Annotated in this window: 13 protein-coding genes; 9 read left to right on the top strand and 4 right to left on the bottom strand. The window is 45.0% G+C overall.

Annotated features, from left to right (window positions below; genetic code table 11):
- Window positions 1–66: 66 nt before the first annotated feature.
- The 9 genes from PWYN_RS07140 to PWYN_RS07100 all read left to right on the top strand — a co-directional run bounded on the left by PWYN_RS07140 (window position 67) and on the right by PWYN_RS07100 (window position 10217).
- The gene (locus tag PWYN_RS07140) at window positions 67–1032 is read left to right on the top strand and encodes a helix-turn-helix transcriptional regulator (RefSeq protein WP_036649897.1); all 966 of its coding nucleotides are present in this window, start codon (window positions 67–69) and stop codon (window positions 1030–1032) included.
- 269 nt (window positions 1033–1301) lie between these two features.
- A complete protein-coding gene (locus PWYN_RS07135) occupies window positions 1302–2291 on the top strand; it encodes an ABC transporter ATP-binding protein (RefSeq protein WP_036649895.1) in 990 nt (329 codons plus the stop codon).
- Window positions 2288–3283, top strand: a complete 996-nt coding sequence (locus PWYN_RS07130) for an ABC transporter ATP-binding protein (RefSeq protein WP_036649893.1) — start codon at window positions 2288–2290, stop codon at window positions 3281–3283. The genes PWYN_RS07135 and PWYN_RS07130 overlap by 4 nt, the downstream gene beginning before the upstream one ends.
- A 91-nt stretch (window positions 3284–3374) precedes the next feature.
- Complete coding sequence (locus PWYN_RS07125) at window positions 3375–5042, top strand: ABC transporter substrate-binding protein (RefSeq protein WP_036649891.1); 1668 nt, start codon at window positions 3375–3377, stop codon at window positions 5040–5042.
- A gap of 80 nt (window positions 5043–5122) precedes the next feature.
- Window positions 5123–6127, top strand: a complete 1005-nt coding sequence (locus PWYN_RS07120) for an ABC transporter permease (protein ID WP_036649888.1) — start codon at window positions 5123–5125, stop codon at window positions 6125–6127.
- A gap of 11 nt (window positions 6128–6138) precedes the next feature.
- Window positions 6139–7038 carry a nickel transporter permease gene (gene nikC, locus PWYN_RS07115; protein ID WP_052087811.1) on the top strand — a complete coding sequence of 300 codons (900 nt, stop codon included), beginning with the start codon at window positions 6139–6141 and terminating at the stop codon, window positions 7036–7038.
- Between the two features lie 187 nt (window positions 7039–7225).
- On the top strand, window positions 7226–8020 hold the full coding sequence (modA, locus tag PWYN_RS07110; protein WP_157261106.1) for a molybdate ABC transporter substrate-binding protein: 795 nt from the start codon (window positions 7226–7228) through the stop codon (window positions 8018–8020).
- Between the two features lie 29 nt (window positions 8021–8049).
- On the top strand, window positions 8050–8712 hold the full coding sequence (gene modB, locus PWYN_RS07105) for a molybdate ABC transporter permease subunit (RefSeq protein ID WP_420805727.1): 663 nt from the start codon (window positions 8050–8052) through the stop codon (window positions 8710–8712).
- 131 nt (window positions 8713–8843) lie between these two features.
- Complete coding sequence (locus tag PWYN_RS07100; RefSeq protein WP_036649881.1) at window positions 8844–10217, top strand: PD40 domain-containing protein; 1374 nt, start codon at window positions 8844–8846, stop codon at window positions 10215–10217.
- Here PWYN_RS07100 and PWYN_RS07095 read toward each other — a convergent pair.
- Genes PWYN_RS07095 through PWYN_RS07080 form a run of 4 tightly spaced genes read right to left on the bottom strand, consistent with a single transcriptional unit; the run spans window position 10214 to window position 14193 of the window.
- On the bottom strand, window positions 10214–10417 hold the full coding sequence (locus PWYN_RS07095; RefSeq protein WP_036649879.1) for a hypothetical protein: 204 nt from the start codon (window positions 10415–10417) through the stop codon (window positions 10214–10216). The genes PWYN_RS07100 and PWYN_RS07095 overlap by 4 nt on opposite strands.
- Window positions 10417–11517 carry a GerAB/ArcD/ProY family transporter gene (locus tag PWYN_RS07090; protein WP_036649878.1) on the bottom strand — a complete coding sequence of 367 codons (1101 nt, stop codon included), beginning with the start codon at window positions 11515–11517 and terminating at the stop codon, window positions 10417–10419. The genes PWYN_RS07095 and PWYN_RS07090 overlap by 1 nt, the downstream gene beginning before the upstream one ends.
- A gap of 2 nt (window positions 11518–11519) precedes the next feature.
- On the bottom strand, window positions 11520–12725 hold the full coding sequence (locus tag PWYN_RS07085) for a Ger(x)C family spore germination protein (protein WP_036649876.1): 1206 nt from the start codon (window positions 12723–12725) through the stop codon (window positions 11520–11522).
- A 4-nt stretch (window positions 12726–12729) separates the two neighbouring features.
- Window positions 12730–14193: a spore germination protein gene (locus tag PWYN_RS07080; RefSeq protein WP_157261105.1), complete on the bottom strand. Its 1464-nt coding sequence runs from the start codon at window positions 14191–14193 to the stop codon at window positions 12730–12732.
- Window positions 14194–14300 lie beyond the last annotated feature (107 nt).

Genomic DNA, 14300 nt, shown 5'->3' with positions numbered 1-14300 from the left:
AGATACATATAACTATTAACACTAATATTCTGAGCCTATTTTACTAACTATCAAGGGGAACTGAAAATGACAGACAGATTAATTCGGCTAATGCGGATAATAACGCTTGTTCAAGCTAAGCCAGGTATTCTGGCTCGTGAGTTAGCCGAACGGTGCAGCACGAGTGAGAGAACAATTTATAGGGATATGGATGCTCTCAGTGCTATGCATATCCCTATTACCCATTTGGGGCATGGTAAAGGATACACCTTTATCGGTAATTTTGCACTGTATCCCTTAGATTGGTCTGAAGAAGAAGCCGCAGCTTTTTTAGAAATTAGAACTAGAATAGAAGATATAAAACCTCTTATGCCGGATGGCTTTGAAGGCGCTTATGAAAAAGTTATGGCAGCCGGGTACAAGCTAAAGGCGGACAAGGAAGAGAAAATGGAGAGTACTAAAAAAGAACCGGGTTTAAATTGGATGGAAAAAAACAGCTATCAACAGGAGCAATCCATTTTTCTGACTCAGATTCTGGCATCTGTGTTGAAACAGAAGAGCATTCAAGCAGATTATAGCGAAAATGCTTTTGAGGAGTACGGGACATTAATCGATCCCTACTGTTTAGTACCTCTTGAGAATCGTTTTCATCTTATAGGTTATTGTCATCGGTTCGGACGTATCCGAACCTTTCATATAGGCGGACTATCCAATGTAAAGACTAAATCCAGGGCATTCACCAAAGAGCATTTTAATTTGCAAACTTTCCTGAAGCAGAAATGGTCCTTGGATCAAGACAGCCTTCAGGTAGAATTTAAAGTGAAATTCAATGAGCATAGGTTGCTGAGAGTAATGAATGAGGAACCGACGTTTCAACCCATAAAAGTAGATCATCAGAGCCGGTGTCTTCATTTTGTGGTTGATATTGAACAGGATATTCACTTTATCCGCTGGATCACTTGTCTTGAAGAAGAAGCCGAAATTATAGAGCCTCAATATTACCGTGAAGTTATGCGTTATCAATTAGAGAAATGGCTGTCGCTGTATAAATAGCGCAGTCTTTTCCTTTTTTACGGGGCCTGTGCCTAATGATTATATTGAATCGTATATTTGAAAAATTTCCCTTGTCGGACACGGGATTATATAGTAATGTAATAAAAAATAACGTCTGTGTTGGTTTAAAGCGTTATTTCTTTCATGCGATGTTAGATTAACGGATCTCTCTGATACAGAGATTTTTTATTTCTCGGAATTTGACCTTAGTTCAATTTTAAAAAAGAAGATTTTTAATAGAAGATTTTCATCAGAAGAGAGGTATTACCTTGATACAGCCAATTCTGAAAATAGAGAATTTGCACACCCATTTCTTTACCGACCGCGGTGAAGTTCCTGCCGTTGATGGGGTTGATCTTTATGTGAATCCCGGCGAGGTGCTGGGGATCGTTGGAGAATCAGGCTGCGGGAAGAGCGTTACGTCCTTATCGATCCTGAAGCTTGTTCCGAATCCCCCCGGTAAAATCGTAAGTGGGCATATTTATTTTAAAGGCAGGGACATTGTCCCGCTGAAAGAAAAGGAAATGCGCAAGATTCGCGGAGATGCAGTATCAATGATTTTTCAAGAGCCCATGACTTCTCTTAACCCGTTATTTACGGTGGGTCAACAAATCATAGAAACAGTGCGGTTACACCGCAGCCTCTCCAAAAAACAGGCAAGAGAGCATGCTGTCGAGATGCTTCGTAAGGTTGGGATACCGCGTCCGGAAGCTATTATTGACGAATACCCTCACCAATTGTCAGGTGGGATGCGTCAGCGTGTAATGATTGCCATGTCGATTTCCTGTAGTCCTGAGCTGTTAATTGCGGACGAACCGACTACGGCACTGGACGTAACGATTCAAGCGCAGATTCTGGATTTGATTCGCCGGCTTAATGAAGAACAGGGTACGGCGGTTATGTTGATTACTCACGATTTGGGTGTAGTTGCGGAAATGTGCCATCGTGTGGCGGTTATGTACGCTGGAAAAGTCGTAGAAGAAGGCAGTGTCCATGATATTTTCCATAATCCTTTGCATCCTTATACAAGAGGTCTTATCGAATCCGTTCCTCGAATGGATGAGACTCGCGAGCGGCTGTATTCCATTCCCGGGAATGTACCTATACTCAGCAATGATCTGAAAGGCTGCCGATTTGCGCCGAGATGTCCGAATGTTATGGATATTTGCCAGCAGTCGATTCCGCAGCTTACCCTGCAGGAAGAAAGCCACAGCTGCAGATGCTGGCTGCATGAAAGTCAACAGGAGGATGCAGTATGAGTGAGAGTCTTCTAGAGGTTAAGAACCTCAAAAAATATTATCCGATCAACAAAGGTTTCTTCAATAAGGCTCAGGGATTCGTTAAAGCCGTAGATGATATTTCGTTCTCGGTAAACAAAGGGGAGACCTTTGGTTTAGTAGGTGAAAGTGGTTGCGGAAAATCAACGACAGGCCGTTCTCTCCTTCGATTGATTGAGCCTACAGCAGGAGAAATATGGTTCGAGGGACAGGATATCACCAAGCTGTCCATGGAAGAAATGCGTAAACGGCGCCGGGAAATGCAGATTGTGTTCCAGGATCCTTACTCTTCGCTTGATCCACGTAACACGGTTCAGCGGATTTTGGAAGAGCCGATGATTGTACACGGTGTAGGTAATGCAAAGGAACGTCGGGCTGCTGTAGAAAGGCTGGCCGATGTAGTGGGTCTAGCGAAAGCACATCTGCATCGATATCCACATCAGTTCTCGGGTGGACAACGGCAGCGGATCGGGATTGCCCGAGCACTGGCTCTCCAGCCTAAGCTCATCGTTGCCGATGAACCTGTATCCGCTCTGGATGTATCCATCCAGTCTCAGGTTATTAATCTGATGCAGGATTTACAGCGTGAATTTGGATTGACCTACATATTTATTGCACATGATCTCAGTGTTGTGAAGCATATTTGCGACCGGGTAGCTGTTATGTATCTGGGCAGAATCGTTGAAATTACGGACAAGAACAAGCTGTATGCTCAGCCCATGCATCCCTATACACAGGCTTTATTATCAGCCGTGCCTGAGCCTAACCCGGATATTCGCAAGGAACGCATTATTCTACAGGGTGAGGTACCAAGTCCTGCGAACGCACCGATCGGCTGCGCATTTAACACTCGTTGTCCAAAGGTAATGGATGTATGCCGTAATGTTAGGCCGCCGTTGTTAGAGACAGAATCAGGACATCTGACAGCTTGCCATTTATATGACAAGGAATCGATAATAACGCAGCTTGCTTAAAAAAGCAGAATTCCAACATTGGTTTATAGCTGTTCATACAGCCACATATAAACGTGTCATTACTTTCTATTAGGAGAAGGGAGTTTTCTAGATGATGAAGTGGAGTAGACTTGCATTGGTACTAACGTTAAGCGCGTCATTTGCGCTGAGCGGTTGCGGAGGAAACAATAACGCAAGTACAGAAGGAAACACAGGGGGAAATGCAGCGGCTACTAAAGCACCGGAAAGCTCACCGGATGCTGCAGCAACAGCACAAGATACTCTGATATTAGGACGTGGCGGAGATTCTGCTTCACTGGATCCTGCTATCGTAACCGATGGGGAATCCTTGAAGATCGCTCATCAGGTGTTCGACTCCTTGCTGGAATACAAACCAGGCACTTCTGAAGTGCAAGCTTCTCTGGCTGATAGCTGGGAAGTATCTGCTGATGGATTAATTTACACGTTCAAACTTCATCCTGGAGTGAAGTTCCATGATGGTACGGACTTTAACGCTGAGGCGGTAGTCTTTAACTTTACCCGTTGGAGTGACCCGGCTAGTGCATTCAAATTCGAAGGCGATTCCTTCGATTATTACGATTCCATGTTCGGTCCTGAGGGAAGTCGCGCAATTAAAGAAGTGAAAGCTGTTGATCCAACTACTGTTCAATTTACATTGAATCAGCCACAATCACCATTCTTACAAAATATTGCAATGACCTCTTTCGGTATTGCAAGCCCGACAGCCATTCAAGAAAAGAAAGAAAACTTCAAGAATGAGCCGGTAGGAACTGGTCCTTTTGTCTTCAAAGAATGGAAACATAACGATTCCATCACATTGGATAAGAACCCTAACTACTGGAAAGAGGGACTGCCGAAGCTTAACAAAGTTATCGTGCGTTCCATTCCTGATAACTCTGCACGCTTTAATGCATTGCAAAGCGGTGAAATCGATCTGATGGAAGATTTGAGCCCGGATGATTTGTCTACGCTTGAAGGCAACACTGAACTGCAAAAGATTGAACGTCCACCGTTCAACGTAGCTTACTTGGGCTTCAACTTTAAGAAAAAGCCTTTTGATAATGTGAAGGTAAGACAAGCGCTGAACCATGCAGTAAACAAACAAGCTATCATTGATGCCTTCTTTGCGGGTCAAGCAACAGCAGCTGTCAACCCAATGCCGCCATCCCTATGGGGCTATAACGACAGTGTGCAGGATTATGAATATGATCTGGACAAAGCTAAGGCGCTGTTGGCTGAAGCTGGTTACCCTGATGGTTTGCCTGACACTGTAACCTTGTATGCAATGCCTGTATCTCGTCCTTACATGCCTGATGGCAAGAAGGTTGCCGAAGCAATTCAAGCAGATTGGGAAAAAATCGGTGTGAAAACAGTTATCGAATCTCCAGAGTGGGCTACTTATCTGGATGACACGAAAGCCGGCGAAAAAGATGATATCTTCATGCTAGGCTGGACCGGCGATAATGGCGACCCGGATAACTTCATTTATACCTTGCTTGATAAGGATGCTATTCCTGGTAACAACCGTGCATTCTATGCTAATGAAGAGCTGCACACGATTCTTGTGAACGCTCAGAAGGAAACAGATCAAACTAAACGGTCAGACCTGTATAAGAAAGCTCAAGAAATCATCAAAGCTGATGCGCCTTGGATTCCACTTGTACACACAACACCGCTTTTGGCCGGTAAAGCGAACCTCAAAGGATTCGTTCCAGGACCAACAGGTACAGAGTATTACAGTGAAATATACTTCGAATAGTTAATAGAAGGAACAAGCTTGCCGCCGCGAACCGCGGCGGTAAGTTATTTTTCAAATACACCTTTGGAAGGTGAGCCAACTTGAACTCCTACTTATTAAAACGTGTCATGGTACTGATCCCTGTTCTGATCGGGATGACGATTATCGTGTTTTCCATCATCCATGCCATTCCCGGAGATCCGGCAGAAACGATTCTTGGGCAAAAGGCGACGGAGCAATCCAAGCAAGCGCTGCGCGAGCAATTGGGTCTGGACGAGCCTTGGTTGAATCAGTATTTCAACTATATGGGTGATTTATTACAGGGTGATCTAGGCACTTCGATCCGAACCAAAACACCGATTGTCAAAGAAATTCTGCCTTATTTGGCGGCAACTCTGGAGCTAACGGCTGCGAGTATGTTGTTTGCTACCATTGTAGGTGTAAATGCAGGGATTCTAAGCGCCTGGCGCCAAAATTCATGGTTTGATTATACGGCAATGGTTATTGCTCTAATTGGGGTTTCAATGCCGATATTCTGGCTGGGGCTTATGGAACAGTTGATTTTTTCACTAAAGCTGGATTGGCTTCCCTCGATAGGGAGGATGGATCAGCGAAATCCGGTGGAGAGCATTACCAATCTATATGTGATTGATACCATTTTGGCGGGAAACTGGAGTCAGCTCTGGACCGTTACTAAGCATCTTATATTGCCAAGTATAGCTCTCGGGACCATTCCAATGGCGATTATCGCCCGGATGACCCGCTCCAGCATGCTGGAGGTTATGAATTCAGATTACATCCGTACGGCGAAGGCAAAGGGATTATCGCAATTTCTAGTTGTGTATAAGCATGCTTTGAAGAATGCGCTTATCCCCGTGCTGACAGTTATCGGTTTGCAGACGGGCGCACTGCTCGGCGGAGCCGTACTGACAGAGACGATATTTGCCTGGCCTGGCGTGGGACGGTATATATTTGAAGCAATCAGCTCGCGTGATTACCCTGTGATCCAGACGGGTATTCTGATTATTGCCTTTATTTTTGTATTTATCAATTTACTTGTGGATCTTATGTATGCCGCTATAGATCCGCGTATCAACTACAAGTGAGGGGTGAACCTATGACACAGGCAGCAACAACCGTGAATGCAACTCCCCCGAACGTTCCTGAGGAAAAGGTATCCGGTCCTTGGCGTGATGCGTGGAAGGCATTCCGTAAGAATAAGACGGCAATGGTAGGGCTTGGCATCATTGTATTTTTTGTACTGATTGCATTGTTGGCGCCATTTATCGCGCCTTATGGTTTTAAAGAACAGGAACTGGTCAACCGATTGAAGGCACCGTCGTCGGCCCATTGGTTCGGCACGGACGATCTTGGACGGGACCTCTTCACGCGCGTGATCTACGGAGCGCGAATCTCATTATGGGTCGGTTTCTTCTCTGTAATCGGCTCGATCGTTGTAGGTACCTTTCTTGGTGTATTGGCCGGATTTTACGGGAAGTGGATCGATATGCTGATCTCTCGCATGTTCGATATCTTGCTGGCTTTCCCAAGCATTCTGCTAGCTATTGCTATCGTAGCGATCTTGGGTCCTTCCTTGCAAAATGCACTTTATGCCATTGCGATTGTGAACGTCCCTACATATGGCCGTCTTGTGCGGTCTAAAGTGCTTAGCTTGAAGTCCGAGGAATATGTTACCGCAGCCCGAGCGATTGGAATGAAGAATAGCCGCATTCTGATCAGCCACATCCTGCCGAACAGTATAACACCTATTATCGTGCAGGGGACGTTAGGAATCGCGACTGCAATTATCGAGGCAGCCGCCCTTGGTTTCCTTGGGCTTGGTGCACAGCCCCCTGATCCGGAATGGGGTAAAATGCTGTCAGATTCCCGACAGTTTATCTCAAAGGCCCCTTGGACCGTACTGTTTCCCGGCCTGTCCATTATGTTGACGGTGCTGGGCTTCAACCTTATGGGTGACGGTCTACGTGATATCCTGGATCCACGAATGAAGAACTAAAGTATGCAGCAGCCTTTCAGGCGGGAAACCGCTTGAGAGGCTGTTTTTTTATTCAGGTATTTTGGAGCTTGTTATGCTTCATTATGTCTAATTATAATCAAACATAACAAAACATATAGAATAATCCATTTTTCTATGCTAGAATGACTCCTAAATAAAGAAAGCAGCATCCTCGGGAGGAATGGATATGTTAAAGAGATACCTACTAGGAATACTTACAATTGTTCTATTTGTGGTTCTAGCTGTAGGCTTGTCGTCAACATCATCTAACGGTAACGTAGAGGCGGCATCCAAGAAAACGGAGATTATAGTGTCTGCGGCAGCAAGCCTGCAAGACAGTCTGGACAAAATTGCTGTGCAGTTTGAGAAGCAGCATCCCGACATCGACCTTGTTTTTAATTACGGAGCATCCGGTACACTGCAAAAGCAGATCGAGCAAGGTGCGCCGGCGGATATTTTCTTCTCAGCAGGAGAAAAACAAATGAACGCTCTGGTTGACAGCGACTTGATTACCGATCATAAAGTGCTGCTAAAAAACCAATTGGTTATTGTTGTTCCTTACGATTCAAAGGTAAAGCTAACGTCGATTACACAACTTACAGATAAAGCTTTCAAAAAAGTGGCTGTTGGGCAGCCGGAATCCGTTCCCGCTGGGCAATATGCACAGCAGTCGCTGACAGCCAAGAAAGTTTGGGATACGCTGCAAAGCAAATTGGTATTTGCGAAGGATGTTCGTCAGGTGCTAACTTACGTGGAGACTGGTAATGCGGATGCAGGCTTCATCTACAAGACAGATGCTCTAACTTCCAAAAAGATGAGAATAGCTCTTACAGTGGGTGATCTTGTCCATCAAGCAATCCATTATCCTGCGGGCATTGTGAAGGATTCCGAACATAAGAGCGAAGCTAAGGACTTTTACAATTTCCTTCAATCCAAGGAAGCGGACGATATTTTTACGAGTTACGGGTTTTTACTTCCCTAATAAAATGAAGATAAGCGGGTTGAATGGATATGGACGTGAATTGGACTGAATTTTTAACCCCAGTATGGCTTTCGATAAAAATATCAGTGATTACCAGTATTATCGTCTTCATTCTAGCTGTCGCTGCCGCTAAGGCGATGGCAAATCGCAGATTCCGCGGCAAAAGCCTGGTGGAAACGGTACTGCTGCTTCCACTTGTTCTACCGCCTACTGTGGTCGGTTTTGTACTACTGGTTCTATTGGGTCGGCGAAGCTGGATAGGAAGGCTGTATGAACAATTAACGGAACAGACCATTATTTTTACGTGGGTAGCTGCAGTTATTGCTTCTGTTATAGTAGCTTTTCCCTTAGTCTATCGTACGGTTAAGTCAGGTTTTGAAAGTGTAGAGCGTAATCTGGAGGATGCAGCCCGGGCTCAAGGGGCCAGTGAGTTCCAAGTACTGCGTTATGTGTCTCTCCCGCTGGCGAGTCGTTCACTTGCTGCCGGCTATGTTCTGGGATTTGCACGCGGACTTGGAGAATTTGGGGCTACGATCATGGTGGCCGGCAACATACCGGGCCGCACGCAGACAGTGCCAACAGCGATATATGTAGCCGTAGACGGAGGCAACATGGTCCTTGCTTGGATGTTGGTGTGCTCAATCATTGCCATTTCTGCGGTAATGCTAATGTTCGTCAATCGGAATTCTTAAGTAGTAAAGAATCCAATATATATAACGAGCTGTCCGTGTTTACGGTCGGCTCTTATTTTTTGTGCGTCCGGGACTGTCGCCTAACCGCCCCCCACTGAATACATCTGAAGTATAAGATTATTCAGGAGAGGATGTTGGCCGTGCAAGCTGTTCCTCATGATTTGGTTCAAGGATGGATCGCCTACACGTCGGACCGTGGCGGAGTGTTCGACATATGGCTGTACCGACCGCAGGACGGGTTTAATTTTCAACTTACACAGGGGCTAGGTGCGGAGTTTTCCGTTCCTTATTGGTCTCCGGATAGCAGGAGAATCGCATTCATCGGCATTGGCAACGTGGTACACCTGCTGGATACCGTTACGCTCGCCGTTGCCCGGATCGACCAAATCGAACCCTACACGCTGCTGGACTGGTCCCGGGACAGTAGAACTCTCGCGTATGTCAAAAACGGGCAAATCATCATCTATGATACTTTCTCACATATCAGCTATGCCATCCCGCAGCCTGGTGCCCGCGATGTCCAGTGGTTCCCTTCGGGTGCAGAGCTTCTGTTCTCGGCTCCGGACTCCACCGGTATCACCCAGCTCTTCCGCATCCGGGCCGATGGCACAGACCGGAGACAAATCACGCAAAATACGGACGGACCGCTCCATAACGTTCGAATTTCTCCGGATGGAACGTTTGCTCTTTATACGTTTCCCGGTGCAAGTATCTCCATCATTTCGACGCTGGATCTCGCCACAGGCACCATTTATACACTGGAAGGCGGACCTCTCGCCAAGAACTATTTCCCGGCATGGTCCCCAGACTCCCGTAGCATCGCCTACAGCGCGACAGCCTATGAGGAGCCGAATTATTATTCTCTTATCCAAATCGACAGTCGTACCGGTAAGAATCAAAGGACGCCTGGGACCTCCGACTGTTTTGCCACTCCCGTCAGTTGGTCGCCGGACGGTGGCCAAATTGCGTATTTATCAGGATGCAAAGGTGTAGAAAGCGCAAGTCAGCTCTGGATTGTCGATATCAGGGGGCAGAGGCCGATAAACGTCCTCAGTGGCTACCGGATTACCGCCCTGCAGTGGTCGCCTCGCTTCAGAAGGGTTCGGGAAAACAGGTACACAAGCTTTGTGTACCGGGTATCCTTTCCTTATCCAGCAAACTGGCGCGGAGTCAGCGAAGAGAGGTACGAAGGGCCTGATGGTTTTTTTCAGGTATCTGCGATTTCAGCGGGCGACCGGATTTCCGATGTATGCAACTCCGAAGCTTTTCATCCATTGATGCCTTACGGCTCTTCTCCTCGGATTGTCATGAGGACCATACAAAACCGAGAGGCTTGCTTCATTTTTCCGTCGGCCGACCAACCCGTGGAGATGAACAAACAGGCCGCTCTCATCGTGAGATACCCCCGCCCAGTCCAAATCGGGGAGACGTTCTACAATTATTTTATCCTGTGGGCCGATGTCAACCACATCCGCCAAATGGGTGAACGGCTGTCGTTCCTTTAGTTCATCACAAACCAATCTATGACCCATCCAATAAAGGTAAGTGGGTTGATAGGGTGTCTAATAAAAATACTTATCCAGATCGTCGCTCCTGCCAGCGAGAGGAGATAGAATAAAACGATTTCCTTCATGCTGCTTTTCTTAATGAGCAGCGGATAAGCGATGCACATGGCAATAACGAACAGGGTGATAAATGCCCCCACTATTTGGATCCCCCTCTAACCTTACGTCTGTAGGCTTTCAGCCAGGTAAGCAAAATCAACAGAATAGGAAGAAAGACACCGTATAAAGAACTATGAACGAATGAATATTTGTCCGTCCATTCGATATCTATAACGATATTGTCCGTATATGTAAGAGCTAAGCCAGATATAATCAGGATGAACGGAAATCCCACTACAGCGCGATTGTTAATTTTCAAGAGCTGGCACAATCCGGCTACGGTACAGTAATAGAGAATACTCAGCTGAATATACAGTGCACCGAGGTACACAACAAATAGAACGACTTCAATATGTTCAATGAAACGGGCAATTTCCACTTCAGTTGCCAAAGTATAGATTGGGAAAAGCAAATGGGAGGGTCGGGATATCCCCATAATCCCTATAATGAAAAAAATCAGAATGCTAAGAAACACCCCTCCTAATCCGATTCCTGCAAGAAACGGTAAGCTGGCTTTCTTTTTGACAAATGGAATAATCATGGTAAAACAGACGGCCTCGAGAAACGGAAAGGAGAAAAAGGTGTTTGTTTTCTTTATGGTACTCCAAACATCAAGCTGCATCACCGGTTGAAATTGCTCCCAATCCCATTCTTTTAGCAAGGGCAGTACAACGAACATAACGAAGAGCAAAAATAACGGCATGATGAGTTCGCCCATTCTCGCAATCCCTTCAAATCCTTTGATGACAGCATGATAAGCAATCAAGAGAAACATGATATGAAAGACCGAAAGGGGTGTTCGCGGCATAAGAGTAAGTTGAACATAACTGATGTTTCGCGTAATCCAGACCGAGGTATAGAGGAAGAACCAAATGAACAGTAGGGCTAATACACTTCCCACTGTTTTGCCTGCCACACTACGGCATATTTGAATGATACTTAACCCCGGATGTAGTCTCATTAAATATAACCATAGGCTTGCTATGAGAATCCCCCATACCGCACCCCATAAAGGAATCAACCAGGCGTCCTGTTTGGCAGCGGCTATAAACGGTCCTGGGAGAAGAATAAAAGCGGATCCTACAATAAACAGAAACGTTAGCATAAAAAGCTGCCGTCTGGAAATGTGAACTTGTTCCATAGTCAGTCCCCTTTATATGGATGAATAGAAGTTCCCGTTGTTGTCACCTGTGAATGAATGGTTAAGGATACGTTAACCTTTTTCCAAAATTCAGGATCTTCCTGAGCTTCATTCCATAAGGTTCCCCTTTTTTTCTTCACTTGCTCTTCTATGCTAAGTACGTCCCAATCCTTCTGTTTGGCAAATTGCAAAAACGTTGTTGCTTGTTCGTGAACTTGTTCATTAAATCGATGTTCAATCTCTTTGACTTTATCCTCTGTAAGCATATCCTCCAGAGTATTGGAGGCGATCTTAAGCTTAAACAAAATATCAACTTTCAAACTTGGCTTATCCGAAGCGAATAGTAATTTCTTAGAGAACTTGGGATTGCCATCGGCTTGAATTTCGACCACTTGTTTATCCGGAAATTCTATAGCTTGAAATAAATTTTGAAGATGATCATTGAGAAGGTTGTACCAGACTTGCTGCGCTAAGCTGATTTCTCCAATCATTCGACCATGTTTGATTATAGCGGCTCCTTCAAATTTAATGTTTCCTTTATCTGCGTTGATATGTTCGAACCGAATGGAGGATGATTCCGGGTTCTCTGTTCTTAATCGTATGATGGGAAGTGTCATGAGCTGGCTGCTTTCCATAGGTTTCAGTACATCTTTCACTCTTGATGAAGGGGGGATTTTTCCCGTTTGTTTCGAACCGTTATCGATTAAAGATTGTATGGAACGACCGGGCAACCTTTCTAGTGGAATAAAGGTATTCATAATATCAGATATTGGGGATTCCGTAATCACCATATGTACCGTGGCACGACGGTTCGGTTGTTGTTCAATATAATTTAGATATTCACGCATCCCGTCCATAGCCAATTTTTTCGAAACGATGAGGACTTGGTAATGATCAGGAAACAATTGTCTTGGGATAGAAAGGTAGGTTTGATTGGCCGCTATTCCCAAATGCTTTCCCTCTACTTTATAAACATATACAGGTGATTTGACCGGAGCAGCCCCTACTTGTCCGGATATTCCCGAAGGATTAATTACTTGGTAAAACACCTCATATTGACCGCTTTTCGGGTTTTTATCGATACCTGCTATGTTGACAATCGCTAATTGATTGATTTCAACTTGATCCCAACAGCCTGTCAACATACTGCAGAACAAGGCGGAAACTATGATTTTCAATGATTTAATACTGAGCTTGTATGAGCGCATAGGTTTACCTGTCCTTTCGTCTAGGCTTCATAGTCTTCGGTAAAGTTTTCATGGAAGGCCTTGGAACCCGAATAATCGTATCTTTCCAATCTGCTAGGATGGTGGGGGCAATCGGGGCAAAGTAGGGTACACCAAACGATTTCAGGGTCACAAGATGTGTCAACATAAATAATACTCCGCATAAAACACCATATAAGCCCATAAATCCCGCTAAAAATAACAGGGCAAATTGAATCAACCTTTGCGAAATTCCGAGGCTGTAAGCTGGAGTAACGAAATTCGAAATTGCCGTAACGGCTACAACAATCACCATAGATCCAGAAACAAGACCGGCTTGTACCGCTGCTTCTCCCAATACAATTGCTCCGACAAAAGAAATCGCCTGTCCTGCGATCCGAGGCATTCGAAGTCCCGCTTCGCGTAAAATTTCTAACGTGACCATCATTACTAAAGCTTCCACGATGGCAGGGAAAGGAACGCCTTCACGCTGTGCGGAGAAGCTTATCAACAACGGAGTGGGGAGTAATTCCTGATGATAACTCACAATACCTACAAAAGTGGAAGGAAGGAGTATCGATAATAGGAAAGAGAAAAAACGGAGCCAGCGTAGGACCGAGGCAACATCGGCTCTTTGATAATAGTCCTCTGCCGCAATGAAAAATTGAAAGAAGGTACAGGGACCAATCAATACATTCGGTGCACCATCAATAAATACGACAACCCTACCTTCTAGCAGATGTGCTGTCACTACATCGGGCCTGTCGGTGTTATACAGCGTTGGAAAAGGGGTGAATGTTTTGTCCTGAATCCATTCCTCAATATAGGCGCTTTCCAGAATACTATCTGTCTTTATGGAGCCTATACGATTGCGGAATTCGTTCACCACCTCAGGTGAAGCAACGTCCTGCAAATACGCAGTGATGACTTTGGTTTGGGTTGAATCCCCGAGTGTACATTCTTCCATACGCAGATGTGGAGTTTTTAATCTTTTGCGGACTAACGATATATTGGATTCTATACTTTCGATAAAGCTATCGTGGGGCCCGCGTATAGTAGGTTCGGATTTTGACTCGGCGATCTCTCGGTATAAGTATTTGGATACGTCGATGAGTAATACTTCTTTATTCGGGGGTATGAAAAGAATAACGTGACCTTCCAAGATTGATTGCACGCATTTTGAAAAATCCGTTTTTTTTATAACTATGACAGGTATCGCAGAAAAGACATAATTGACGGCTTGAATAATACGCTCCGGATGTTCTGTCTTCAGAGCGGGAGCCTCGATTAAAGGCCGAATGATATAATTCTCAATTTTTTCTAAATCGGTGATGGTTTTGATAAATATGCAGCATCCGATCAGATCGGAGGAGAGGTGAAAGTATTGTATCGTTAAATCAGGAGGATTGCCTAACGCCGTAGTGATCTGATGGACAAAATCATCGCCGGCTATGTTGTAATTGCCGTACATCTTAGCTCCCCCCATGAAATCAGGACATAGTAAACTAACGCTTACTATGTCCTGATTTACAACAAATAATTCCAAAATTTTCGCTAACGTATGAAAACCGTAATATT

The sequence above is a fragment of the Paenibacillus wynnii genome, assembly GCF_000757885.1.
Classification (GTDB): domain Bacteria; phylum Bacillota; class Bacilli; order Paenibacillales; family Paenibacillaceae; genus Paenibacillus_AQ; species Paenibacillus_AQ wynnii.
Note: the sequence above shows the minus strand (reverse complement) of the source record. Positions and strands in the feature narration are given on the sequence as shown.